Source organism: Psychrobacillus mangrovi, assembly GCF_037104765.1.
Taxonomy (GTDB): domain Bacteria; phylum Bacillota; class Bacilli; order Bacillales_A; family Planococcaceae; genus Psychrobacillus; species Psychrobacillus mangrovi.
The window spans coordinates 475,535-500,682 of sequence record NZ_JBAWSY010000002.1 but is presented as its reverse complement, the minus strand read 5'-3'; the positions used below and the strand labels follow the sequence as shown (position 1 = coordinate 500,682).

At 36.3% G+C, this 25,148-nt stretch carries 22 protein-coding genes, 1 pseudogene and 1 other annotated feature; of the genes and pseudogenes, 18 read left to right on the top strand and 5 right to left on the bottom strand.

From position 1 onward, the window contains the following. Positions 1 to 62 precede the first annotated feature (62 nt). From WAX74_RS05480 to WAX74_RS05435, 10 genes are all read left to right on the top strand, one after another. Positions 63 to 815 carry an amino acid ABC transporter ATP-binding protein gene (locus WAX74_RS05480; protein WP_336496652.1) on the top strand — a complete coding sequence of 251 codons (753 nt, stop codon included), beginning with the start codon at positions 63 to 65 and terminating at the stop codon, positions 813 to 815. 28 nt (positions 816 to 843) lie between these two features. After that, positions 844 to 1,851 (top strand): LLM class flavin-dependent oxidoreductase, encoded by a 1,008-nt coding sequence (locus WAX74_RS05475; RefSeq protein ID WP_336496651.1) that lies wholly within the window; start codon positions 844 to 846, stop codon positions 1,849 to 1,851. A 17-nt stretch (positions 1,852 to 1,868) separates the two neighbouring features. Beyond that, the gene (locus WAX74_RS05470) at positions 1,869 to 2,132 is read left to right on the top strand and encodes a glutaredoxin family protein (protein WP_336496650.1); all 264 of its coding nucleotides are present in this window, start codon (positions 1,869 to 1,871) and stop codon (positions 2,130 to 2,132) included. 62 nt (positions 2,133 to 2,194) lie between these two features. After that, positions 2,195 to 3,010 (top strand): transporter substrate-binding domain-containing protein, encoded by an 816-nt coding sequence (locus WAX74_RS05465; RefSeq protein ID WP_336496649.1) that lies wholly within the window; start codon positions 2,195 to 2,197, stop codon positions 3,008 to 3,010. 33 nt (positions 3,011 to 3,043) lie between these two features. Next, a complete protein-coding gene (locus WAX74_RS05460; protein ID WP_336496648.1) occupies positions 3,044 to 3,748 on the top strand; it encodes an amino acid ABC transporter permease in 705 nt (234 codons plus the stop codon). 21 nt (positions 3,749 to 3,769) lie between these two features. After that, complete coding sequence (locus WAX74_RS05455) at positions 3,770 to 4,480, top strand: amino acid ABC transporter permease (protein ID WP_336496647.1); 711 nt, start codon at positions 3,770 to 3,772, stop codon at positions 4,478 to 4,480. Between the two features lie 23 nt (positions 4,481 to 4,503). After that, positions 4,504 to 5,025 (top strand): GNAT family N-acetyltransferase, encoded by a 522-nt coding sequence (locus tag WAX74_RS05450; RefSeq protein ID WP_336496646.1) that lies wholly within the window; start codon positions 4,504 to 4,506, stop codon positions 5,023 to 5,025. A 2-nt stretch (positions 5,026 to 5,027) separates the two neighbouring features. After that, a complete protein-coding gene (locus WAX74_RS05445) occupies positions 5,028 to 6,083 on the top strand; it encodes an LLM class flavin-dependent oxidoreductase (RefSeq protein ID WP_336496645.1) in 1,056 nt (351 codons plus the stop codon). 106 nt (positions 6,084 to 6,189) lie between these two features. Beyond that, a complete protein-coding gene (locus tag WAX74_RS05440) occupies positions 6,190 to 6,789 on the top strand; it encodes a nitroreductase family protein (RefSeq protein ID WP_336496644.1) in 600 nt (199 codons plus the stop codon). A gap of 57 nt (positions 6,790 to 6,846) precedes the next feature. Continuing rightward, a complete protein-coding gene (locus WAX74_RS05435) occupies positions 6,847 to 7,335 on the top strand; it encodes a flavin reductase family protein (protein ID WP_413788929.1) in 489 nt (162 codons plus the stop codon). A 110-nt stretch (positions 7,336 to 7,445) separates the two neighbouring features. Here the strand turns inward: WAX74_RS05435 and WAX74_RS05430 are convergent, their stop codons facing one another. Both WAX74_RS05430 and argS read right to left on the bottom strand, forming a co-directional pair. Further along, complete coding sequence (locus WAX74_RS05430; protein WP_336496643.1) at positions 7,446 to 9,209, bottom strand: collagen-like protein; 1,764 nt, start codon at positions 9,207 to 9,209, stop codon at positions 7,446 to 7,448. Between the two features lie 93 nt (positions 9,210 to 9,302). After that, complete coding sequence (gene argS / locus WAX74_RS05425) at positions 9,303 to 10,967, bottom strand: arginine--tRNA ligase (RefSeq protein WP_336496642.1); 1,665 nt, start codon at positions 10,965 to 10,967, stop codon at positions 9,303 to 9,305. Between the two features lie 42 nt (positions 10,968 to 11,009). Continuing rightward, positions 11,010 to 11,229: a binding site (T-box leader), on the bottom strand. A 130-nt stretch (positions 11,230 to 11,359) separates the two neighbouring features. On the opposite strand from argS, the gene WAX74_RS05420 reads away from it, so the two are divergent. The 5 genes and pseudogenes from WAX74_RS05420 to WAX74_RS05405 all read left to right on the top strand — a co-directional run bounded on the left by WAX74_RS05420 (position 11,360) and on the right by WAX74_RS05405 (position 15,769). Then, positions 11,360 to 12,205 (top strand): MBL fold metallo-hydrolase, encoded by an 846-nt coding sequence (locus tag WAX74_RS05420; RefSeq protein ID WP_413788928.1) that lies wholly within the window; start codon positions 11,360 to 11,362, stop codon positions 12,203 to 12,205. 110 nt (positions 12,206 to 12,315) lie between these two features. Next, a complete protein-coding gene (locus tag WAX74_RS05415) occupies positions 12,316 to 13,158 on the top strand; it encodes a DUF1028 domain-containing protein (protein WP_336496741.1) in 843 nt (280 codons plus the stop codon). A 35-nt stretch (positions 13,159 to 13,193) separates the two neighbouring features. After that, positions 13,194 to 13,298: pseudogene (locus WAX74_RS20980) on the top strand (GNAT family N-acetyltransferase); the annotation flags it as partial. A gap of 93 nt (positions 13,299 to 13,391) precedes the next feature. Then, positions 13,392 to 13,742, top strand: a complete 351-nt coding sequence (locus WAX74_RS05410) for a VOC family protein (RefSeq protein WP_336496640.1) — start codon at positions 13,392 to 13,394, stop codon at positions 13,740 to 13,742. Positions 13,743 to 14,266: 524 nt separating this feature from the next. After that, positions 14,267 to 15,769, top strand: coding sequence for a malate:quinone oxidoreductase (locus tag WAX74_RS05405; protein WP_336496639.1), 1,503 nt, complete (start codon positions 14,267 to 14,269; stop codon positions 15,767 to 15,769). A gap of 220 nt (positions 15,770 to 15,989) precedes the next feature. On the opposite strand, the gene WAX74_RS05400 is transcribed toward WAX74_RS05405, so the two are convergent. The 3 genes from WAX74_RS05400 to WAX74_RS05390 all read right to left on the bottom strand — a co-directional run bounded on the left by WAX74_RS05400 (position 15,990) and on the right by WAX74_RS05390 (position 21,754). Next, positions 15,990 to 16,307, bottom strand: a complete 318-nt coding sequence (locus WAX74_RS05400) for a hypothetical protein (RefSeq protein WP_336496638.1) — start codon at positions 16,305 to 16,307, stop codon at positions 15,990 to 15,992. 421 nt (positions 16,308 to 16,728) lie between these two features. After that, a complete protein-coding gene (locus tag WAX74_RS05395) occupies positions 16,729 to 20,457 on the bottom strand; it encodes a DUF6359 domain-containing protein (RefSeq protein WP_336496637.1) in 3,729 nt (1,242 codons plus the stop codon). A gap of 856 nt (positions 20,458 to 21,313) precedes the next feature. Then, positions 21,314 to 21,754 carry a hypothetical protein gene (locus tag WAX74_RS05390; protein ID WP_336496636.1) on the bottom strand — a complete coding sequence of 147 codons (441 nt, stop codon included), beginning with the start codon at positions 21,752 to 21,754 and terminating at the stop codon, positions 21,314 to 21,316. Between the two features lie 276 nt (positions 21,755 to 22,030). On the opposite strand from WAX74_RS05390, the gene WAX74_RS05385 reads away from it, so the two are divergent. The 3 genes from WAX74_RS05385 to WAX74_RS05375 all read left to right on the top strand — a co-directional run bounded on the left by WAX74_RS05385 (position 22,031) and on the right by WAX74_RS05375 (position 25,115). Next, on the top strand, positions 22,031 to 22,228 hold the full coding sequence (locus WAX74_RS05385; protein WP_336496635.1) for a metallophosphoesterase: 198 nt from the start codon (positions 22,031 to 22,033) through the stop codon (positions 22,226 to 22,228). Between the two features lie 243 nt (positions 22,229 to 22,471). Further along, positions 22,472 to 23,482, top strand: coding sequence for an asparaginase (locus tag WAX74_RS05380; RefSeq protein ID WP_336496633.1), 1,011 nt, complete (start codon positions 22,472 to 22,474; stop codon positions 23,480 to 23,482). Between the two features lie 40 nt (positions 23,483 to 23,522). After that, complete coding sequence (locus WAX74_RS05375) at positions 23,523 to 25,115, top strand: glutathione ABC transporter substrate-binding protein (RefSeq protein ID WP_336496632.1); 1,593 nt, start codon at positions 23,523 to 23,525, stop codon at positions 25,113 to 25,115. The last annotated feature ends 33 nt before the right edge of the window (positions 25,116 to 25,148 follow it).

Sequence of the window (25,148 nt, the reverse complement as noted above, 5' to 3'; positions counted from 1 at the left end):
AATGATAAAACCTAGTAAAACAATTTGTTTTCTTTTTATATTGCCAACGAGAGAGGGATAAGATGATTAAGATAGCAAACCTTCATAAAAAGTTTGGAAGAAATGAAGTATTAAAAGGAATAAACATACAGATTGATAAAGGCGATATTATCTCTATATTAGGACCAAGTGGTTCTGGAAAGACAACATTATTACGTTGTTTAAATTTCTTAGAACGTCCAGATGAGGGGATTATTTTGATTGATGATGTGAGTATTGATTCGAAAAAAGTGCATAAAAAGGATATTTATAATTTAAGAAAAAAATCAGCGATGGTGTTTCAAAACTATAATCTCTTTCAACATAAAACTGTATTACAAAATGTGATGGAAGGTTTAGTTATTGTACAAAAGAAGAGTATAAAAGAGGCACGTGTGACAGCAATGGAAACGTTAAGAAAAGTAGGTTTAGAGCAAAAGGCAGATGCGTATCCTCTGCAATTATCAGGAGGTCAGCAACAGCGTGTAGGTATCGCTCGAGCATTAGCGTTAAATCCAGAAGTTATATTATTTGATGAACCAACTTCTGCGCTAGACCCAGAGCTTGTTGGAGAAGTATTAGATGTTATTCGAAAAATTTCTCGCGAAGGTATTACGATGATTATCGTTACACATGAAATGAACTTTGCTAGAGAAGTTTCTAAAAGAGTAATCTTTATGGATGGTGGGGTAGTTGTAGAGGAAGGGAATCCACGTGATATATTTTCTTCTCCTAAAGAAGAAAGAACGAAAAGATTCTTGAAAAGAATGACTCCAGAATTAGAATATTCTATTTAGAAAGAGTGAGATAGAAGGAGGAAAGTTAATGAGCTACAAATTAGGAATTTTAGATCAAAGCCCAGTTGTAGAAGGAGCATCAAATTATGATACTTTACAAAAATCAGTAAACTTAGCACAAAAAGCCGAAGAATGGGGATACGAGCGATTTTGGGTTTCCGAACATCATAACTCCGATTTAGTAGCTGGGTCATCTCCAGAAGTGTTAGTTTCTTATTTATTAGCGAAAACAAAAACTATTCGTATCGGATCAGGTGGGGTCATGTTACAACATTATAGTCCCTATAAAGTTGCAGAAAACTTTCATGTCCTATCCACACTAGAACCAGGTAGAGTAGATTTAGGAGTTGGGAAAGCTCCTGGAGGATTACCACTTTCCACAAAAGCGTTACAATACGGAACAGTAAATACAGGAAGTGATTTTGAGGAACGATTAATATTGCTACAGCAGCTAATTAATAATAATTTACCAGATACACATGATTTAGCTGGAGTCATGGCTACTCCAATTCCATCTGAAAAACCAGAAACGTATTTATTAGGTGCTAGTCCAAATAGTGCAAAGCTGGCAGCAAATCTTGAGATATCTTTTGCATTTGCTAGGTTTATTAATAGTGATAACGAAGTGCTAAAGGAATCGGCAAAAATATATCGAGAACTTTTTCCAAATGGAACATTCATTGTTTCTGTGGGAGTGATTGCTGCTCCAACAGAAGAAGAAGCAAAAGAACTTGCAGGCAGTCAAAAGATTGTAAAAGTGCATTTAGCAAGTGGACGTACATTAACATTACAGACTATAGAACAAGCAGAAAAGTTTGGAAAAGAGTCTGGCGAAGAGTATGAAGTAAAGGAATATGATGCAGATATCATTAAAGGGACACCGGAGCAAGTGAAGGGAATTCTAGATGAGTTACATGGATTATATGGAGTAGATGAATTTATTTTGCATACCCCTATTCCAAATTCAGAACAACGTATTCGTTCATTTATATTATTAAGTCCAAACTATATTAATAAAGTAGCAGTTCATTCATAAAATTGGAGGAATATAAGATGGCAAATGAAGTATCGGTTGTTGTATGGTCAAAAGAAGGTTGCAGTTATTGCAACGAAGTAAAGGAATATTTAATGGAGCAAAATATTGCGTATAAAACAGTAGATGTAAAGGATCATGATGAATTTCGAGACATTTTAGATACTAAATACGGCGTTCGTCATGTGCCGGTAGTTGAAATTGGTGAAGGTGGAGTATACAAGGGTGTAACAGAGGTTGGGTTAGAACATTTAAAAGCCGCATTACAAGGTGTGCCTGTATAAAAAATTTTAGTTTTAATTCCAACTAAAACACTAAGTTTACTTGAGTGAAGAGGAGAGAATATATGAAAAAAATATTAATACTTGTATTAGTCTTAGTTGTTGCCTTATTAGGAGCTTGTTCTTCTAATGAAGCACAGTCTAAATCAGAAGAAGGAAGTTCGGATAAAAGTGGAGTAAAGAAAATTATCGTTGGTACTGGTACCCAGTTTCCAAATGTTTGTTTTATAGACGAAAATGGTAAGTTGACTGGTTATGACGTTGAGCTAGTACGTGCAATTGATGAAAAGTTAGAGGATTATGAATTTGAATTTAAAACAATGGATTTTGCTAACTTATTATTAAGCTTAGAAACAAATAAAATAGATTTTATCGCTCACCAGATGGAAGTAAATGAAGAGCGTGAAGAGAAATTTTTATTTAACAAAGAGCCCTATAATATTTTCCCGTTAAAAGTAGCGATTCATAAAGATAATAATGAAATCAACTCAATTGATGATTTAGCTGGTAAAAATATTGCTACTACTGCTACAAGTAACTCTGCTGTATTCATCGAAAAATATAACAAAGAGAATAATCTTGGAGCAGAGATTGTTTATAGTAATAGTACTAATGATATTAACAATCAAATCCGTACTGGTCGTGTGGATGCAACAATATCAACACCATTTGCAGTAGATTTAATGAATGAATTAGCAGATGCACAACAAAAAGTTGTAGGAGACGCACTACTAAATTCAAAAGTCTATTTCTTACTTCAAAAAGATAATACAACTCTTTCAGATCAAATCGATGAGGCATTAGTTGAATTAAAAGAAGAAGGAGTAGTTAGTGAATTAAGTAAAAAATGGCTTGGAGCGGACTATTCAGTAGGATTCTAATTTATTTTTTGTAAAAAAGGAGGAAGCGTAATTATGGGAAAAGTATTTGATCCTTCTTTAATCATTGAATTTATTCCGACGTTATTAAAATATCTTGGTGTAACGATTGAAATTTTAGTTGCATCAATTCTATTTGGAACAATCATCGGTATAGTAGCAGCTATACCGAGATTATTTCATATTCCAGTCTTAAAACAGTTAGTTACACTCTATATTTCCTTTATAAGAGGAACTCCTATTATTATTCAGTTGTTCTTAGTGTATTACGGTCTACCTGCAGCTCTAACCCTGATTAATATAGATATTTCTAGAATGGATGCCCTTTTCTTTGTTATTATTACCTACTCTCTGAGTAATGGCGCTATATTCGCAGAAATTTTCCGTGGAGCAATCACTTCAGTAGAATTTGGTCAAACGGAGGCAGCCTATACTATCGGAATGACTCCTTATCAGAACTTTACTAGAATTATATTTCCGCAAGCCATTCGAGTTGCGTTTCCGAACATTGCTAATACAGTAATAGGATCATTAAAAGACACATCATTAGCTTTTACGATTGGAATAATGGATATGATGGGTAGAGGGGAAACATTAATTTCAGCTACTGCACATGCTTTAGAGGTATACATTGCTTTATCAATCATTTATTACATAATCGTATTAATACTAGAAAAAGGTTTTAAAGTGTTTGAAAAATATACAAATCGTTACCAAGGAACAGATGCTTCTGTTGCTTGATAATGAAAGGAGCATGCAAACATGGTGATTGATTTTCCGTTTATTTGGGTGGCGTTTAAAGAGATTGCAAAAGCTATCCCATTAACGTTAATGTTGGCTATTGTTCCAATAGTATTTGGATTCTTTATAGGATTAGCAGTTGCATTGATACGAGAGTACAAAGTGAAGGGTTTATATTCCGTAGCAAACGGATATGTATCATTTTTTCGAGGAACTCCTGCAATAATGCATATTATGTTGATATATTATGGTGTTCCTTTAGTGTTAGATGGAATAGTTAATTCTTTAAACTTGTCCTTTCAAACAAATTCCATTCCAATTGTCCTTTACGTTTTACTGGCTTTATCACTAACAGCAGGAGCATATTTATCAGAGATTATTCGTTCTGGTATATCAAGTGTAGCAAAAGGACAAATGGAAGCGGCGTATTCAATTGGAATGAACACTTTTCAAGCAATGGGAAGAATATTATTTCCACAAGCCTTAGTTAAATCGATTCCAAATTTCACGAATATTTCTATCGGTTTTTTACACTTGACCTCTATTGCTTTTCTTGTTTCGCAAAAAGAATTAACAGGAACTGCAAATATCGTAGCATCTTCGAAATTAAAATTTTTAGAGGCATTTATAGCAGCAGGGTTAATTTATTGGGGCTTATCTATTATCTTTGAAGGAATCTCATATGTAATTGAAAGAAAAGCAAAGCAGTATAGTAAAGGCGGAGTAGCATAGTTTCAGCTGGGAGGATTTAAGGAATGGAAAGTGTTATTACCATTGATACATTGAAAGAACATGAAAAAGATATAGTGCGTCAATTGCTAGTAGAAAGTTATTCGCAATTTAAAAGTTCATATATGAATGTACAAGATTGGTTGGATTATGCTAAGGATTTGAAAGAATCTGTGGATAATCCTGCTGTTGATAAAATATTAGTAGCCAGGGACGGAGAAACGCTTCTGGGAACGTTACAGTTATTTACGAATTCAAATGCTGCGTATGGTAGACCGGAGCTAGAAATTCATTCACCAATTATTCGCATGCTTGCGGTTAGCCCAAACGCAAGAGGGAAAGGCATTGCTCAAGCCTTATTGAAGGAAAGCATCCATTATGCTCGTGAAAAAAATTCAAAACATGTTTATTTACACACGAGTGACAAAATGACGAGTGCTATTCGCTTATATGAATGGCTTGGATTTAAACGTGATACGTCAAAGGAGTTTAAGAAATTAAATTTTATAGTAAAGTGCTATCGTTACGATTTACTGGGGGACAATTAGAGATGCAGTTCATAATAGGGAATCTACTTAGCAATTTGCGAAATGTAAAGACTGGTGAAAGCATACGTTCAGAAGAAGCTTTTGAAAACTTGATTCAGCAAGCTGTTTTTGCAGAAAATCTTGGCTTTGATGGGTACGGAATAGGAGAACGACATGGTGCCCCTTTTCTTTCCTCCTCTCCTACTGTCCTCCTCGGTGCTATAGCAGCAAAAACCACGAAGATTCGTTTATTGACAACGATAACTGTACTTAGTGTATTAGACCCTGTTCGAGTGGCGGAAGATTACGCAACGATTGATCATTTATCAAAGGGACGACTAAATATTATTATTGGCAAAGGAAATGATCCACGTCACTTTCCATTGTTCGGAGTAAAAAATGAGGATCAGTATGAATCTCTAGAGGAACGATACTTGTTACTAAAAAGGTTATGGAGCGAAGAAAATGTCAATTGGGAAGGTAAATACCGTTCTCCATTAGAAAATATCACGACACAGCCACGTCCTTACCAATCCTCTATTCCGATTTGGCATGGAAGTGCATCTAGCAAAGTTTCTACAGAGCTAGCTGCAAAAAATGGAGATCCTATTTTCTCATCGAATACCTTTCACGACCAAGCCAAGTACAAAGAGTTGATTGATCATTACCGTGAACGATTAAAGTTTTATGGGCACGATTCATCAAAAGCTATTGTTGGTGCAGGTGCTATGGGATTGTATATCGGGGATACAAATGAAGAAGCAATTAAACGTTTTCGTCCTTATTATGATGCACAAATGAATTCTGATGCTTCTAAGCATAATGATGCTCCTTTTAAAGATTTAGAAGATCATATTGCCCGTGGTTCTGCATTAATAGGAAGCCCAGACAAAATAATAGAAAAACTTTTAGACTACCATAATGCTTTTGGTCACCAAGTACAAATGATTAGTGTGGAAGGGTTGGAGGTTGCCGAGCAACAAGAACAATTGGAACGATTTGCAAAGGAAATCATTCCAGTATTAAAACGGGAAATCCCCGCAACTGTTTGGAAAGAGGAACAACCATCTTTAGTTTAGAACTTTATTTCCAAATTTTATGATCGAGTACATGTGAAATGCTTTCACTTATAGTGTAACTATTGAATGATGGAGTGTTTTCATGATGGAAAGGAGAATAATAATTATGACAAAAAGCTTTTATTCTGCAGTACAAAGTAGACGTTCTATTTATGGAATTAGTAGTGAAGTGGTAATATCCGATGAAAGAATAAATGAGGTTATTAATTTAGCGGTTAAGCATACACCTACTGCTTTTAATTCGCAAACTGGACGAATTGTTGTTTTGTTAGGGGAACAAAACAAAAAATATTGGAAGATAACTTTTGAAACGCTGAAAAAAGGTCTTCCAGAAGAGAAAATAGCCTCAACAGAAGAAAGAATAGAAGGATTTGCAAGAGGTTATGGTACTGTTTTATTTTTTGAGGATTATTCGATTGTAGAATCGTTTCAATATAAGTTTGCTAGTTTAGAAGATCATTTTCCTCTCTGGTCCCATCAGGCTTCTGGTATCTTACAATATCTAGTTTGGACATCTCTAGAGCAAGAAGGCTTTGGAGCTAGTCTACAACATTTTGCACCGGAAATTGATGAAAAGTTAAGAATAGCTTGGGGAATTCAAAAGGAGTGGCAGCTTATTGCACAGTTGCCATTTGGTAAACCCGTTTCCCCACCAAAAGAAAAAATTATTGAGCCGGTAGAAGACAGAGTGGTAATAGTGAAATAAAAAATAAAAAGAATGGAAGTGGATCGTATGACAAATGTAGCGGAAGAAAATTCTTCTTTGATAGACCAATCACTAGAATTTAAGAAAGCACTAGGTAATTATCCTACAGGTGTAACTGTTGTAACCACTTTTGATCATGAAAATAAACCTATTGGATTAACTGTTAATTCGTTTGCATCTGTGTCTTTGGAGCCGTTGCTTATTTTGTGGTCAATTGATAAAAAATCGAGTTCATACGATACCTTTTTGAAAGTAGATAAATTTGCAGTTAATATTTTGGCAGAAGACCAAGCTGATATTTGTAAATTATTTGCATCTAAAGTAGAAGATCGATTTAGTCAATGCGACTGGGGAAAATCAGAGATAGGGTTACCTATTTTGAAGGGGGCACTCGCTCAAATTGAATGTAAAACTTTTCAGCAAATAGATGCAGGAGATCATATTATATTCATTGGCGAAGTAGTTCAGATTAAGAATACTGAGAAAAATCCTTTGTTATATCATAAAAGAATATTTGGACCTATACCTGAAGACTTTTATAAATAATTTGATGATGGAGAGTTGCTCGTTAAAGAGTAGCTCTTTTCTTTCTTCTTAATCAAAATGAAAAGAAGCTGAACCCTTGTTCTTTTTCATTAGGGTCAGCTTTAACAGAGTTACGTAGATATTTTTTTAATGATAATAGCCGCATTTATACCGATTTGTGAACCACCAGCATCGAATCGTAGGTCAAAATGACTTGGTAGGGAGGTATGATTACGAAGAGTCAAATCAGTATTATCTTTTAAACGAAGAATTTGAATACCAACGTTTTGGTTATTTCCATTTTCAGCACCAAAGGATGTGCCTTTTATTTCTTTACCATTTGCAAATAGAGTGACCTGATTTGGCTGTCTACCTGTTAAGTGATAGAAAATTTCGTAAACACCACCATTTTTAATGTGAATAATTGCTTCTCCTTCTGTATGGGTAATTCCCGCTGTCATAATACCATTAGTATTAAAGGAGATATCTTCTTCTTGATAAGTCCTTTGCTTATCCGTATTAAAAATATAAGCATATTCTGCAATCCCAGCAGCTGGTCCAGGTGGTCCAGCCACTCCTGCGGGACCTTGAGCTCCAGTTGGCCCAGTTGGCCCCGCTTTCCCGGGAGGACCTTTCTCCCCAGGATCACCCTGCGGACCTTTTTCACCTTTAGGCCCAGGGATACCAGGAGGACCTGACAATCCAGGAGGCCCTTGATACCCACGAAGACCCTGTGGACCGCTTTCACCTTTAGGTCCAGGAATACCCGGAGGCCCGGGCATCCCAGGAAGACCTTGTTCTCCAGGAATACCTTTCGCGCCAGTTTCACCTTTAGACCCACGAATACCAGGAGATCCTTGTTCCCCAGGATCACCCTGCGGACCTTTTTCACCTTTAGGCCCAGGGATACCAGGAGGACCTGCCACTCCACGAGGTCCTTGTTCCCCAGGTACACCCTGCAGACCATTTTCGCCTTTAGGCCCCGGAATACCACGAGGTCCTCGTTCCCCAGGAACACCCTGCAGACCATTTTCACCTTTAGGTCCAGGAATACCAGGAGGACCTGCCACTCCACGAGGTCCTTGTTCACCCGAAACACCTCGAGGACCAGTTTCGCCTTTAGGCCCAGGAACACCTTGCAGGCCATTTTCACCTTTAGGCCCCGGAATACCAGGAGGCCCAGCCAATCCAGGAGGTCCTTGATATCCACGTAGACCCTGGGGACCATTTTCACCTTTAGGCCCCGGAATACCCTGAGGCCCAGCCACCCCAGGAGGGCCTTGTTCCCCAGGAATACCTTGCGAACCATTTTCACCTTTAGGTCCAGGTATACCCTGAGGACCAGGTACCCCGGGAGAACCTTGTTCCCCAGGAACACCTCGAGGGCCAGTTTCGCCTTTAGGCCCAGGAACACCTTGCGGACCAGCTTCGCCTATAGGCCCGCAAACACCTTGTGGACCAGTTTCGCCTTTTGACCCTGGAATACCTTGAGGCCCAGGAACCCCAGTAGGTCCTTGTTTACCAGGATCACCCTGAGGGCCAGTTTCGCCTTTTGGTCCTGGAATACCTTGAGGCCCAGGTACCCCAGGTGCACCTTGCGAACCATTTTTACCTTTAGGTCCAGGAATACCAGGAGGTCCTTGTTCCCCAGGAATACCTTGCGGACCAGTTTCACCTATTGGACCAGGAAACCCTTCATAACCCATTAATCCTCGAGGTCCTCTTTCCCCTCGTGGACCAGGTGGACCTGGAACTCCAGGGGGGCCTTGCTCACCAGAAGGTCCCTCCAAACCTCTTGGCCCTCGCCTACCCCTAGAGCTATGAATTTTTCCGCATTTGCTGCATGGTTTTCTTTTCTCCACTAGTTCACTTCCTCTCTTTAATAGCGTATTCATATAGGAAGAGGGGGGTTGGACTTTAGTCAGTGGTGTTTCTGTTTTTGTAAACAATAAAGCTAGGTTTGAGAAAGTTGAAAAATATAACCTCTTTTACATTTCAATAGGCGCTTTCATTCCTAGCAATCTTAAGGATTCTCCTAACAAGGTTATAACTGATTGAACAATTGCTAAGCGATATGGTAATTGAGGAGGATCTTTTATTATTGGCACGTTTCCATAAAATGAATTGAAAACTTGGGACAAATCTAATGCATATTTTGCTACTAATGATGGGTCATACTCAATTGCTGCCCGTTGAATAATGTCTGGAAATTTCTCAAGTGATTTGATAACTTCCCATTCATAATCATTTACTTCAGTGACTTGGAAAATATCATTATTCTGAACTTTTCTTAAAACAGAGCAGGCACGTGCGTACGTATACTGGATATAGGGACCTGTTTCTCCCTCAGTTTGAAGCATTTTCTTTATATCAAATTCGATGTCATGCTTTCGGTGTTGTTTTAGATCACTAAAGATGATTGCTCCTACACCTACTTCTTTTGCTACTTCTTTTTTATTCACTAACAAAGGATTTTTTTCTTCAATCGTTTCCTCCGCTAATTGAATAGCTTCATTTAATACTTCTTCTAATAATATAATTTTTCCTTTACGAGTCGACAACTTTTTTCCGTCTTTCAAGATTAATCCAAAAGGAATATGTTGAATTGCTTCAGACCACTCATATCCCATTTTATTTAATACCGCCTTTAACTGTGCGAAGTGTAAGCTTTGTTCATTTCCAACAACATATAAAGATTTTATGAAATGATAGTTCTCTTTTCGATGGATGGCTGCTGTAATATCTCTTGTCGCATATAGAGTTGCACCATCTGATTTTTTAATTAGACAAGGAGGTAAGTTTTCTCCAACATTTACAACAAGTGCACCATCAGATGCAATTAATAATTTCTTTTGTTGTAAGTCATCCACTATCGGGTCCATTTTGTCGTTGTAATACGCCTCTCCTTTATAAGAGTCAAACGTAACGCCAAGTAAGTTATAAATCTTTTGAAACTCATTTAATGATTCTGTACGAAACCATTCCCATAATGCTAATGCTTCATGATCACCATCTTCTAAAGATTTAAAGGCAGCTCTGCCCTTATCATTCAATGACTCATCCGTTTCCGCCTCCTCATGAAAATGAATATATAGAGCTAATAATGTTTGAATAGGCGCTTCCTGAACTTTCTTTTCGTCTCCCCATAATCGATAAGCTACTAGCAATTTCCCAAACTGGGTACCCCAATCACCGAGATGGTTTATCTTAATTGGTTTGTATCCATTTTTTTCTAGAATTAAAGCAATTGAATTTCCTATAACGGTTGATCGTAAATGACCCATGGAAAATGGTTTTGCAATGTTTGGGGAGGACATATCAATTGTAACTACACCTCCAGCACCTAAATTAGAAGAACCAAATAGTTTTTCTTGCTCGTGAATAATAGTCAAAACGGAATTAGTGAATGTTGTTCGTTTCATGAATATATTCACATAACCATTTACAGCTTCAACTTTTTCAATGTGTATATCCTGAATACGATTAGCGAGTTCTTGTGCAATTACATTAGGCGATTTCTTTTGCTTTTTGGCAAATGAAAAACAGGGTAGAGCATAGTCTCCTAAATGTGAATACACAGGTTCCTCGATCATATGCTCCTCTAATAACTCAGTCGTGAAATTTTGAAGAATGTCTACAACTAACTGTTTCATTTAAACTCCTCCTAATTAAAAAAAGCCCTCGTCTCATCATAAAAATGAGACGAAAGCTCGAACTTCCGCGGTACCACTCAATTTGCCTATTTTAGGCCACTTTCTCCTAACGGTGAGTCTCCGGCTTTAAAGAAAAAGGGCACTTGTTCTTTTCTTTTAAGCATCTCCAAAGTGCGGTTCACAACTCATTATAACTAGGCTTTCACCATCCCTAGCTCGCTTGGTAATCCGACGTTGTTACTCTCTTTATCGTAGATATTAAAATTGAATTTACCAAATAAAAGTGAAGAAGTCAACTTGTTTAGTGAAGTAAATAGCGTGGTATAAATTTATGTGAGCAGTGAAAAACTAAATGTAAGAAAGATGAAAAGAGGGATATTGTGGATCAGACTATTTCGTATGGTGACGATTATAAATTTATACCTGCAACATCAGTTGGAAGTGGAGTAGGATTTGACGTTCTCCCAGATATTTATTGTCATACGATACAAATTGTTAATATATGTTTAGTAGGGCATCCTCAGTCTGATGATTTTGTTCTAGTGGATGCTGGTATGCCTCATTCTTCTAAGGAGATTATCTCTGTCATAGAAGAACGGTTTGGTGAAAATAAAAAACCTAATGCCATTATTTTAACTCACGGGCACTTTGATCATGTAGGTGCAATTATTGAATTAGTGGAGAAATGGGATATACCAGTTTATGCACATAGTCTGGAATTGCCTTTTTTAACAGGAAAGGAAAGTTATCAAAATCCAGATCCAACAGTAGAAGGCGGTATGATAGCCAAAATGTCAGCTATGTTTCCAAAGGATCCAATCAATTTAGGAGACCTTGTGAAGGAATTACCTTCAGATGGAACAATTCCTCATATGCCAGGTTTTAGATGGATTCATACTCCGGGACACACGCCAGGTCATGTATCACTGTTTAGGGATGAAGATAAAGTTTTAATAGTTGGAGATGCATTTGTTACTGTAAAACAAGAATATTTATATAAAGTAATCACTCAGGAGCAGGAAATTAGTGGCCCTCCAAGATATTTTACAACAGATTGGGAGGCAGCAAGGGATTCAGTGGAAAGGTTAGCTGAATTAAAACCAAAAGTCGCTGTTACAGGGCATGGTTTACCGATGACTGGTGAACTATTGGCGAGCAACTTACATCTATTAGTAAAAGATTTTGAACAAATCGCGAAGCCTGGATATGGTAAGTATGTTAATGAAAAAAATAATTAACTTTGGATTTGAACCCACCCTATTAAAAAGGGGATGGGTTCTTTTAATTGACAGAATATAAAGTTAAAATAGAAATAAGTAAGGATGTGGAAAATGAGAGGGGTATAATGATGACATTTTCAATTGTTGGCTATGATCCGCAAACGAGAGAGTTAGGTGTAGCAGTAGCGTCCAAATTTTTAAGCGTCGGAGCAGTTGTTCCTTTTGCAAAAGCGGGTGTAGGGGCTATTGCTACCCAATCTTGGGCAAATTTAGATTATGGTAAATACGGTTTGGAGTTGCTGGAAAAAGGAGTGGCACCCGAGGAAGTTTTAAAAAATCTCGTTGAAAACGATGAAAAGTCTGCATCTAGGCAAGTAGGAATTGTAGATGCAAAGGGAAAAAGTATTACCTTTACAGGCGAGGATTGTTTTGATTGGGCAGGTGGTTATGCAGGAGAAAATTTTGCTGTACAAGGAAATATTTTAGTTGATCATAACACAGTAGAAGCAATGCGAGCATCATTTGTAAAATCAGAGGGTTCCTTAGCGGAGCGTTTACTAGATGCATTGTGTGCAGGAGAACTTGCAGGTGGTGACAGCCGTGGAAAACAGTCTGCAGCATTGTTAATTGTAAAAGAAAATGGTAGCTATGGAGGATTTAATGATCGCTATATTGATCTCCGAGTCGATGATCATGAAGAGCCTGTTAAAGAGATAGCACGGTTATTGAAATTACATCGGCTCTATTTTGAGGCAACCCTACCAGAAGAGGTTATAACAATAGAAGGTGAACTGCAAGATGAGATACAAAATTTACTCTATGAAAATGGTCATTTGGATCGAGATCTTGAAGATCGTGAGGATTTATTAGATGCGGTGCAATCCTACCATCTCTTTGAAAACTTTGATGAGCGAGTTCAAGCGAGGGGATATATCGATCAAAAAGTCTTGGATTATATGCGGATTAAATAAATGAAGTAAGTATATAAAATATAGGTTGCTCCTTTTCCCCTTATAGTATCTATGGGGTCGTCTACAAGAATAAATTAGTTTCATTTCATAGACTTACCGTTCACTCTGCAATGAAACGGTTACAAGAGCTAAAGGGTTAGGTAAGTGAAATTTTATAATATTGAAGAAAAAGAGTTGGGTGTACTATATGAACAAAAATACAAAACATGATTATCTAATTGGAGGTCATAACTATGAAAGTTAAAGGTTTTGGTGGAATTTTTTTGAGGTCAAATGATGTTGATTCATTGAAAGATTGGTATAAAGATACATTAGGAATTTCTATGGGAGATTGGAATGGCGCTTTCATCAAACACGATGCTGATAACGAAACAATTTTCTCTTTCTTTAATGCGGATAGTGATTATTTTCCAAAAGAACAATCTGTGATGCTAAATTTTCAAGTAGAAAAAATTGAAACTTGGATAGAGCATTTCGACAAAATTGGCGTGCCACTTCTAAAAGAACCTGAAAAAAGCGAGTTTGGAACATTTATTTGGATTTCTGATCCAGAAGGTAGATGGATTGAAATTTGGGAGAAATAATCACTGAAATACATCAATAATAATATTTTTGATATTCAAGATGGATGAAAGATATAATTTGTAGAGTTGTTCAATTATCATTTCAGGATGCTTGTTTTGAGAACGCAAAGAAAGCGTTTGCAAAACTCTGAACAATTACAAATAAATAATTTAGATTTATACTAGATTCATCAACCCAATGATGATGTATATTTCATGGCGTTAGATGGTAAGTAAAGGTGAAAATTAGAGGTTGGCAGTTCATCCATAATGGCAAACCGAAGCTTAAGCCTTGCAAGAAGTTGCGTTGAGCTTTGGTTTTTGTGTGCTCCTAGACCTAGTGGACAGACTTCTGACCTTTTATCAGCTTTTAGCTAACTTATTATTATGTGTTATAATAGTAGATATTTTAATTTATAAATAAATGTAATACGCTACGATATTGATTTTAAGTGAGAACAGAAAAGGTGTGTGAATAGGTAGTGCCTTAACTTGGTATGTCGCCTACATCTTTTCTGCAAATTTTAGGGAAAAGGTTGGTATAAATGAGCAACATAGAAACTAAAACAGACGTCATTTTAATTGGTGCCGGAATCATGAGTGCAACATTAGGAACAATCTTAAAAGAATTAGTACCCGAATGGAAAATTACAGTGTTTGAGAAGCTAACCAAAGCAGGAGAGGAAAGCTCAAACGAATGGAATAATGCGGGAACGGGGCATGCGGCACTTTGCGAACTAAACTACACGAGTGAAAAACCGGATGGATCTATAGATATTAGAAAAGCTATAAAAATTAATGAACAGTTCCAGCTTTCCATGCAGTTTTGGTCTTATTTAGTAAACAATAAACTGATAAATAATCCTAAGGACTTTATCATGCCCTTGCCTCATATGAGTATGGTACAAGGGGAAGAAAATGTCTCGTTTTTAAAGAAACGTTTTGAAGCGATGTCAAAAAACCCTCTGTTCCAAGGAATGGAATTTTCCGATGATCAAGCAAAACTAAAGGAATGGATTCCGCTTATTATGAAAGACCGTCTAGCGAATGAAGCGATTGCAGCAACAAAGATTGATACTGGAACGGATGTCAACTTTGGCGCTTTAACGCGTCTATTGCTTGACCACTTAAAAAATAAAAACGTTGATATTAATTACGAACATAGTGTTGAAAATCTTACACGTACGAGCGATGGTAAGTGGGAAGTAAAAGTTAAGAATGATGCTGAAGGTAAAATTGAATACCATACAGCAAAATTCGTCTTTGTTGGAGGCGGAGGAGGAAGTCTACATTTACTACAAAAATCCGGTATTCCTGAAGGAAAACATATTGGAGGATTCCCAGTAAGTGGACTATTTTTAGTATGTAACAATCCGGAAGTTGTGGAGCAACATCATGCAAAAGTATACGGGAAAGCTAAAGTTGGTGCTCCCCCAATGTCTGTTCCGCATCTTGACACTAGATTTATCGACAATAAAAAATCGTTACTATTCGGACCTTTTGCTGGTTTCTCACCAAAGTTTTTAAAAACTGGTTCCATGTTTGATTTAGTAACTTCTATAAAACCAGATAATGTCGTAACTATGTTGGCAGCAGGCGCAAAAGAGATGTCATTAACAAAATACTTGATCCAGCAAGTCATGTTATCTAAAGAGAAGCGCATTGAAGAACTACAGGAGTTTATCCCGGACGCTAAACTCGAGGATTGGGATACAGTAGTGGCAGGTCAACGTGTGCAAGTTATTAAAGATACGGAGGCCGGTGGTAAAGGAACGCTACAATTTGGTACGGAGATTGTTAGTGCGGCTGATGGTTCAATCGCAGCATTACTGGGTGCTTCTCCAGGTGCTTCTACCGCAGTCCACGCTATGCTTGAAATACTTAATAAATGCTTCCCACAACATATGCAAGAATGGGAACCAAAAATTAAAGAGATGATTCCTTCTTATGGCGTGTCACTAATGGAAAATCCAGAGCTACTGCAAGAAATTCATATTTCAACAGCGCAGGCTCTCGGTTTAAGCGAAAAAGAGCCGGTCAATACTTAATTCTTTGAATGTAGAAAGCAAGTTATTTGAATGAAAAAATTTAATTAACATTTTTATTAGTGGACAATCGTTTCTATAACGAAGCGATTTAACGATTAAGCGGTCTTAACCCTATAAAATATGGGGCTAAGACCGCTTAAATTTATTTCGACTGTCTACTCTTGACTGGGGCAGTAGTTCCCCATGCCACCCATTTTATCACTCCTATTTAAGTAATTTATTAATCCTCATTGGACTTTCGAAATAACTTAACATGCTGCTTCTTCGAATTAATAGTAAGTTCAACGTTCCAACCAGCTATCTTTTTAACTTTAAAAATATCTTCTTTAAAGTAAAATGCACACACCGTATCAAAATCTTCATCAACAATTAAATAATTTGGGTCATGATTCCAAAATGTAAACTCTGCATTCGTGAACAATTTCCAACCATTTGTTAAGTTGTGTTGTTTCATGTGGGGTAGTTTATTTAGTTTTTCCATTTTTTTATTCCATAGCTCCCTTTTTGAATTAGGTTCTTCGTTTAATTCCTCCGACATAATCTCTCACCTTTTCGTCATTATTATATTTATTATAAAGTCTTATTATAGACTCTTATCCTTATTAAGTAACTATATCTTTTCCTCTTAAACCAAAAGGGAAGATTGGTGCAAAAAACAAAGTAGAATTGATCCCGATAAGTGCTACTCCTATGGGTAAGTCAGTATGTGTTCCACCTTGGTCGTCGGAGTCAGATTAAAGAATAGGCTCTAAGGCACCATAGTCTGTGATGTAGCGCTTTTTGCTGCATGGGTGGAGGGTACTGAAAAACTTACGTTATAAAAAGATGGAATTGTTTTTTGAACAGAAAGTGCCTTATTTCTTTGTCATTTTGTAATTGTTTAGATCTCAGAATCTTTATCTAGCAAAACAAATTAAAAAGATCTAACCAGTTTATTCTGGCTAGATCTTTTTTCATTATTATAATTTCTTAAATTTCCAACTTTTAGACTTAGTATCGTAGTAGGCACCTTCTACGGTTTGTTTTTTACCATCTCCAGTAACAATTACGAAATCGTCTTTAAAACCTGTAGTGATTTGTTTATTGTTACCGTCTAGGATAGCAATATTTTTCAGTTTCAAGTTATCTTTAATTTTGTGTAGGTTCATTTCTTTTAACAGACCAGGTGGTACGTGATAGTTTAGGTGTAAGGTAAACTCACCACTAGCAGAAAGGGTATCAACGTTTTCGGCAGTTATTGTGAAAGTACCATTAACTAGATTAATCACTACGTCTTTATTGGCACCATCAATTTTGTTTAATGCGCCTTCAGTGAAGCGAATATAAATGTTTCCTGCATCATGTAGTACTGAGCCATCAACAGTGATTTTAGCTTTTGACGTATCTACCTCATCTGGAGTAATGATTGCTTCTCCATTTTTGGGAGCTTGTACAGTTACTTCGATTAAAACTTTATTATCACCGTAAGTTGCTGTGATGACTGTCTTTCCAGATGATTTTGCAGTGATTAATCCTTTATCTACGGAAATCACATTCGGGTCAAAGCCACTATATGTAGCTTCTGCTGTCACATCTTTCGTAGACTTGGAACCATCATGTTTTGTAGTTGTTTCAGTTAGTACCATTTTTCCAGTTTTACCTTTTTCTAATTCAAAAGCTGTTTGATTAGCTGAAAGGGTATAAGTGTCTGGTTGGTTGAATTCTACTTGAACTAGAACCGGATCATGGTCAGATGCACGGCCATGAATGTCCATATAGTTTGCATTAATATGAATCATGTCTACAGCTGTTTTGTCTACCAAATTATTTGTTACTAGAATATGGTCTAATACTTGGTTGTTTCCTTGGTAGTAATAAGAGAAACGTTCTCCAGCTGGAACTTTTTCAACCATATTTGTTAAGATGCCGCCTTTTAGAGCAGCTAGTGTTGGTGTGAATTCGAAGTCGTTCATATCCCCAGCAACGATTACATTTAGATCAGGGTCTTTTGCTTGGCCCGCTTTAATAAAGTTATTGATCATCGTTGCAAGCTCAATACGTTCTGCTTCAGAGCCTAAGAATGGTGGTTGGTTCTTACCGAATAAAGGCTGGTCTCCACCTTTCGAATTTAAATGTGCTCCAATAACAACGACTTTTTCTCCTTGGAAATCAAACTGAGCAGCAAGTGGTTTACGAGTGTTTTCTTGTGGTAAATCAAGAATTCGACCAGGATTTAATGTTAAGTTTCCATTTTCATCCCATGCCACTTTATCAGTAGAACCACCTTTTGTTCCTTCAGATAGTGTTACGCGTTCAGGGTTGTATAAGTAACCAACTCGGATATTCCCTCCAGGTGCTCCGCCATCCTTATTATATTCAGGTGCAATGTCTGTCCATTCATATGCAGGACCACCTGCTGCTGAGATAGCTGAGATTAAACGTTCATAGCTTCTAGAAGCATCTGTGTTTCCAGAAGCTGTTGGTCCGTCATTATCTTGTACTTCTACTAATGTGATAATGTCAGGAGATTTCATGTTCTCTACAAATGACTTTGCAATCTTCACAACCTTTTCGTCAGGTGTTTCGGATGTATTTGTGGAGAAATTCTCTACATTATATGCAGCAACGGTCAGCTTATCTTCTTGTGGCTCAATATAAGTCGCTTCAACTGGTTTTTCAACTCGTGTGATTGGTGGTAGAGACGCTTCTTCTGACCATAATTTAAAGTTTCCGAAACCAAAGCCCATTACTCCGACGATATTACCAGTATAGTAGTCGCCTGATTTTGCATCGTACTTTTCGTTATCAATATCTACTAAAATTCTTTCAGGGTTATAGTCATTTGCAGAAATATTAATTCCGCCTAATGCATTAAAGGTTGTATTAGTAGAATTGCCAGCAACTACGACAACCTCGCCGTATTCTTGAGGCCCAACTACTTTTGCATTTGGCACTGCAAGACGCATTAATTCAACAGATTCCCAGAAATCGATTCCATCTTCTTGTGGATCAAACGTGGTTAACCCATCATTATCAATGTTTTCAGTTGGCGGAATAATATCTTCACCAACTACTAATGGAGCAGGTAATTCAGCCGTTCCAGATTTTAAAGCAGTTGTTGCACGAATTCGTGTAATTGGTAAGTCATTTGCTTTCATATCTGAATAACCTTCGTAATACCATTCTTCTACCGTTCCAGCTACAGTAACTAGGTCACCAACTTTAAGTCCATTGGAAGCCTTATTGACGATGATTGCTTCAGAAGTTGAGTGATCATCATCTGGATTGATATCTTGGATAACAAAGTTTGCTGAGTTATATAGATGAGTTACAACTCCAGTAATATTCTGTACAGTCACTCCTTCGTAATCGGAGAAATGACCTTGTCCTTGGATATCACGGATTACAAGATTTTCTGATTTTAGTACGTTATAAGTAAATGAGAATACTTCAGAAGTAGTATCACTAACTGCGATTGCTTTAATAGTCGTATCTTTTGTTAGTTTAATTGGTGCTGAGTATTCTGTGCTATTTGAAGTTGGTGTAGAACCATCTAATGTGTAATATATTGTCGCACCTTCAATTGGTGAGATTAATTGAATAGCTGTTCCTTCTGCAACAGATCCTGGCAAAATGTCTGTGTAAACAGCAGGCTTGTTCACTAATTCAAAGCTTTCTAAACCAAGTGTCTTCACTTGATAGGTTGTATTAAATTTAGAAGCAATTCCAGCTACATGAACTAAATCACCAACTTTATATTGCTTCAAAAATGTGTCATAATCTAATCCGTTTCGATTGTCGTTACGAATAACGACAGATTCTCCATTTTCATGTGTAGCTGTAAATTCAAATGTTCCAAAGTCGTTTGACTTTACTAGATTTGTAATAGTTACATTGTTTAATTGAATTCTTTCGCCTTGAGTTTCTTCGTTTACTCCAGCTGGTGTAATGTCTTGCGCTGGTGGAAGTTCATTTCCAGAAGAAATTTTAGTAATCTTGGTCGGTTGAATCTGAAGCTCACCGCTATAAGGGCTAACTTTTCCTTCCAATTCTACGATATCCCCAGGACTTACATCTGATGTAGAAGTAAATGCATAAATTCCTGCAGTTTCATCTTGGATGTAAAACGCTTTTCCACCCCAGAAACCAGTGCCTGTTGTGACAGTTCCGGTTACCTTAATTAATTTGTTTGGGTCCGTTACTGCACGAGCAGCAGCGATATTTTCCATGACTTCCGCTTCAGGTGAAGGAGGGGGAGTTTCACCTTCGGAAATCATAGTATATGCGGTTGCACTTCTTAAGCCCGGTACAGAGAAATAGGCTGAAAGAGTGCCAGTGATTGTTACTTCACCTTTAAATAGGTTAGGATTATCAACTAAATTTAATCCAGCTCGTACCGCTCCGGTTGGTAACTGAACTGGTAAAATTTTTGACGGATCTGTTTCATTAGGAGAGTCGGCTAGACCCACGTTGGTCGCTACTGTAAACGGTGGTTCTTGATCGTAAGAAGTACCTGAACTTGCGGTACCAACGAGGAATCCTTTTACCGTTGCCGTTCCAGTGTTGTTCGCAATAGCCTCTGTTACAGTAATAGGCTCAGCTGCTTGTACATTTGGAACAGTGATGAATGGTAAAAATAATGATAGAACTAATAAGAGAGATAGGGCTACCTTACTGAAAGCATTATTCCAAAAGCTTTCCTTTGACATCTACAATCCACTCCTCATAATTTGTTTGGCATTGCCCATCGATTATAGCAAAAGAAAATTATCGTTTTAATAAGATTTTGTAAAATTTTCAATGTTTAAATAAAAACAGGTAAGAAGTAATTTAGAGTCTATTTTCTAATATGAGAATATGATTATAGTGTAGAAATATAAAGTTGTGAAAATGTGGTAAATAACGGTAAAGGATATAGAGCATGAATAGAAGGAAACTTCAAAATAAATATCCATCCATTAAAAAATGGCTGAGTATAATTTTGGAGTTTCTTTTATATTGCTATGTTTCTAATCATTTCTATTAAGTGCTGTGTATTTATTTGTTTGCTAAACATTCTATGGAATAGTTTAAAAAATATTAATATATGAGACCCAACAGTTTCAAAACATATATAAATTTTACTGATTTTTAATTAAGATGATGATCCGCAACTTGAACAATTAAATATGAGGGACTAGTCTAAAAAACTAATTCATGAGTGGTCAGATTTATTCAATAATTATAAAGCTTAGAGCCCCAATGATTGAAGATAAACATAACTTTTTAGTTATTTTTGAATCGGAGATTTAATGATTATTCTAGAAAGCGTTGTAGAATGAGATAAAATTGAAATAGAAGCCAATTTATATACATTAGGGAGCCCTATATATAAAAATACAGTTGTCATTAGCTATTTGAAAAATACACCATTGTCACCTGCTGCAAATGTATTTTTACAGATGACAAAAGAAGTATATAACCAATTTTAAGTATATATAGGTATTCGTGTTGTCATTATAAAAATCAAATTTAAAAAGAGGCAACCCACTTTTTGGGGCAGCCTCTAAGAAAAGAAGTATATTTTTAAATCGTTGATGCTGGAATTATATCAACAAATTTTGGGTATGTTTTATTCGTGTCTTCTTGAATAACCCAGTTAATGGATAAAAGTTGCTTTAAGGAAGATAGCTGTTGCTCATCGATTTCTAAGTGTTTTATTCCGTTTTCGAGCAGCTCGAAATCTCGTTCATCAATTTTTTGATACTTTAGTTTTAATAAGTTTTTAAGACCGTTTCTTGTAACGAACTTAACGGTGTAACCTTCCTGTAAAATCGACTCAAATTTATTTTTATCTTCCTCAAATAATGAAAATAAAGAATGAAAATTATTATTTGGATAATCGGTTTCCCAAGACTGAATATCTTTTCGTTCTAACTGTTGAAGTATCTCATTATTGGAGACGCCATTACTACGCAGTATTTCAATTAAAATAGCATCCATCATTGAAACTTTATTATTCTTCACTTATAATCCCCCAAATACTCTTTTGACTATTATAACAAGATTCTAAAAATTGAAGAAGAGGATAGAAATATTTGTTTAAAGACCAATGGCAAATGTCACCCAACTAATATACGGGAGCATGAGTTCCTCGAAGTACCCAATGAAAGATATAATTATTCAAATTAATTTCAACAAGATATTTATTAATATTTTTCACTAAATTGAATGAGAGAAACGATTTCAATGAATTATCAGAATATGGTAGAATATTCAAAGACATTTAAATCGGAGGAACCTATGAAATTAAAAATTTTACATACAAATGATATTCACAGCAATTTTGACAATTTCGCTAAAGTTGCTACCCTAATCAGTCATCTTAAAGATGAAAATACACTACTATTAGATGCAGGAGACTTTGCAGATTTTAAAAGTATCGAGTTACAAGGCATAAGAGGATTAGCTAGCTCTAGCTGGTGCAGAAATTATAAATAAAAATGTACGATTAAAACAAGTAACCATTAATAGATGAAAAAGTTATAAGTAATTAAATAGAAAAGGTTAACCTCTCAAAGGGTTAACCTTTTTCACATTAACAGAATACAACCTATAAAACCAAAATAAAGCACTATTAAGTAACTGAATATTTTAATATTTTTTAATTTTTAATAAATAAGTTGTAAAAGGTTGGAATGTGAGATATATTATTAGAAAATACAGATAATTAGAGGTGCAATTATGGTTGCAAAACATTTAGTTGATGTAATAAGAGGCGGCATTGTTGAAAGTGAACATTGGGGACATATTGCAGTTGTTAATAGTGAAGGTAAGCTCATTTACTCTAATGGAAATCCGAACAGAGTGACATTTGCTCGTTCATCTATGAAGCCACTGCAAGCGATTCCTATTGTTGAAACGGGAGCAGCTGATTTTTACCAATTTAGTCAGGCGGATTTATCGTTAACTTGTGCTTCCCATAATGGAGAAGATCAGCATACTAATCGAGTAAGAATGATTTTGAAGAACTTAGATGAATCAATCGACAGCTTGAAATGTGGAACACATCCACCAAGATGGCAAGAAAAATATGAGGAATTAATGATATCCGGAAAAGAAGTTACTGCTGAATATAATAATTGTTCTGGGAAACATTGCGGAATGTTATCTACAGCTAAATTTATGGGAGAGAGTTTAGAAGATTACTATAAGATTAATCATCCTGTACAAAGAAGAATAGTTGAAGTAATCAGTGATCTTTGTGAAATACCATTAGATGAAATAGAGATTGGTATTGATGGTTGTGGTGTACCAGTACACGGTATTCCATTGAAAAAATTGGCATTGGGTTTTGCTAAATTAGCTAATCCCGCATCACTTCCTGCAAAACGAAAACAAGCAATAGAGCGAATTACTTCTGCAATGATGGAGGAACCTGAAATGGTCGGGGGTACAAATCGTTTTTGCACTGACTTTATGAAGATTGAAAAAGGAAGGATGTTCGGAAAAGCCGGGGCAGAGGGAGTCTACTGTATTGGAGATATTGAAACGGGAATTGGTATTGCTATAAAAATTGAAGATGGTAATGGTCGAGCTACTTCTTCAGTCGCAGTCGAAGTTCTAAAACAACTTAATTTAATCACTGAAGAGCAAAGTAAACTTCTAAAGGAGTATCACTATCCAGAATTAAAGAATGCAAGGCAAGAAGTAATTGGGCAGTTACGTCCATCTTTTTCGTTGGAAAATGCATAATGCATTTATCATAAAAATATGTACAAGGGGGAAAAAGCGGATGAAAAATGCTTATCGTTTATTATCTTTACTAGCTTTAATGATGGTTTTAGTATTAGCGGGCTGTTCGAATAATTCAGGTGTAAAAGATGATGGTGAAGAGAAAGTTGCAGAAAAAGCTGCTAAAGAGGGAAAGGATATTGTTATAGCAGTTGCGGATAATTTTACAGGAATGGATCCACACGATACAAATGACACTTTATCAGGATCAGCTCAAAAGACAATGCTTGAAGGGTTAGTTGGTTTTGATAAAGACATGAAAGTTATACCGATATTAGCAGAAGAATATTTATCAAATGAGGAAGCAACTGAATTCACATTTAAGTTGCGCCAAAATGTTAAGTTTCATGATGGTACACCATTTAATGCTGAGGCAGTAAAAGTAAACTTTGATCGGCTTGCAGATCCCAATAGTGGTCTAAAAAGACATAGCCTTTATAGTTTAATCGAAAAAACTGAGGTTATAGGTGAATATGAAGTTAAGTTCACCTTATCAGAGCCATTTGGTGCCATGATTAACACATTTGCTCATCCTGCGGGGCTAATTCATAGTCCAAAAGCATTAGAGGAATTTGGAGCGGAAGTTGCTAGAAATCCAGTTGGTACTGGTCCATTTAAATTCGTTGAATGGAAACCAAGTGAAGGTCTAGAAGTTATAAAAAATGAAGACTATTGGAAAGAAGGGTTGCCAAAAGTAGACTCTATTACTTTTAGACCTGTATCTGAAAATGGTTCTAGAATTGCAATGCTACAAACGGGGGAAGCAGACTTTATTTTTCCAGTCCCTACTGAACAGGCAGATAGTATTAATGGAAAGAATGGAATTGAAATAGAAAGTAAACCTTCTATTATTGTTCGATACATGTCTATGAATACACTGAAAGCACCGTATGATGATCTTAAGGTAAGAGAAGCATTAAATTATGCGATTAACAAAGAAGCATTTATTAAAGTAGTTATGAATGGTCATGGGAATATATTAGATTCAATTATAGCTCCTGATGTACAGTACTATGAAAAGCAAGATCCATATAATTTTGATATAGAAAAAGCGAAAAGCCTACTTAAAGAAGCTGGTTTAGAGAACGGTTTTAAAGCGAAATTATGGGGTGGAAATAGCTCAAGCGCTATAAAAGCAATGGAATTCATTCAACAACAATTAGCACAAGTGAATGTGGAAGTAGAAGTTGTCCCTATGGAAGCTGGTACTATATCTGATAAAATTTGGTCAGTACAAAATGCAGATGATGCAGAAATTGAATTGTACTACGGTGGTTGGTCGCCATCAACTGGTGATGCAGATTGGGGAATTCGTCCACTTCTAGGTGGAACTGAAGCATATCCACCAAATTCTTATAATGTCTCTTACTATAATAATTCAGATGTAAACAGTCAGATTCAATCTGCACTAAAAACTGCGGATTCGGATAAGCGAGCACAAGCATATAAAGAAGCACAAGAGAAAACTTGGAAAGATGCTCCTTGGGTTTTCTTATCAACAGATAATACGATGGCAGGTAAGAAGAATTATTTAAAAGGAATTTATCTTTTACCGGATGGTTCATTAAGTGTTACAGATATCGAAATTGAGTAAGAATTTTCAAAAAGAGCGCTATATATTTAAATA

Bases quoted from the DNA above. Each gene is read 5' to 3' on its own strand.
- WAX74_RS05445 (WP_336496645.1), top strand. From the start codon at position 5,028: ATGCAGTTCATAATAGGGAATCTACTTAGCAATTTGCGAAATGTAAAG.
- argS (WP_336496642.1), bottom strand. From the start codon at position 10,967: ATGAAACAGTTAGTTGTAGACATTCTTCAAAATTTCACGACTGAGTTA.
- WAX74_RS05415 (WP_336496741.1), top strand. From the start codon at position 12,316: ATGACATTTTCAATTGTTGGCTATGATCCGCAAACGAGAGAGTTAGGT.
- WAX74_RS05440 (WP_336496644.1), top strand. From the start codon at position 6,190: ATGACAAAAAGCTTTTATTCTGCAGTACAAAGTAGACGTTCTATTTAT.
- WAX74_RS05380 (WP_336496633.1), top strand. From the start codon at position 22,472: ATGGTTGCAAAACATTTAGTTGATGTAATAAGAGGCGGCATTGTTGAA.
- WAX74_RS05395 (WP_336496637.1), bottom strand. From the start codon at position 20,457: ATGTCAAAGGAAAGCTTTTGGAATAATGCTTTCAGTAAGGTAGCCCTA.
- WAX74_RS05465 (WP_336496649.1), top strand. From the start codon at position 2,195: ATGAAAAAAATATTAATACTTGTATTAGTCTTAGTTGTTGCCTTATTA.
- WAX74_RS05470 (WP_336496650.1), top strand. From the start codon at position 1,869: ATGGCAAATGAAGTATCGGTTGTTGTATGGTCAAAAGAAGGTTGCAGT.
- WAX74_RS05410 (WP_336496640.1), top strand. From the start codon at position 13,392: ATGAAAGTTAAAGGTTTTGGTGGAATTTTTTTGAGGTCAAATGATGTT.
- WAX74_RS05480 (WP_336496652.1), top strand. From the start codon at position 63: ATGATTAAGATAGCAAACCTTCATAAAAAGTTTGGAAGAAATGAAGTA.
- WAX74_RS05455 (WP_336496647.1), top strand. From the start codon at position 3,770: ATGGTGATTGATTTTCCGTTTATTTGGGTGGCGTTTAAAGAGATTGCA.
- WAX74_RS05475 (WP_336496651.1), top strand. From the start codon at position 844: ATGAGCTACAAATTAGGAATTTTAGATCAAAGCCCAGTTGTAGAAGGA.
- WAX74_RS05450 (WP_336496646.1), top strand. From the start codon at position 4,504: ATGGAAAGTGTTATTACCATTGATACATTGAAAGAACATGAAAAAGAT.
- WAX74_RS05400 (WP_336496638.1), bottom strand. From the start codon at position 16,307: ATGTCGGAGGAATTAAACGAAGAACCTAATTCAAAAAGGGAGCTATGG.
- WAX74_RS05460 (WP_336496648.1), top strand. From the start codon at position 3,044: ATGGGAAAAGTATTTGATCCTTCTTTAATCATTGAATTTATTCCGACG.
- WAX74_RS05405 (WP_336496639.1), top strand. From the start codon at position 14,267: ATGAGCAACATAGAAACTAAAACAGACGTCATTTTAATTGGTGCCGGA.
- WAX74_RS05375 (WP_336496632.1), top strand. From the start codon at position 23,523: ATGAAAAATGCTTATCGTTTATTATCTTTACTAGCTTTAATGATGGTT.
- WAX74_RS05430 (WP_336496643.1), bottom strand. From the start codon at position 9,209: ATGAATACGCTATTAAAGAGAGGAAGTGAACTAGTGGAGAAAAGAAAA.
- WAX74_RS05385 (WP_336496635.1), top strand. From the start codon at position 22,031: ATGAAATTAAAAATTTTACATACAAATGATATTCACAGCAATTTTGAC.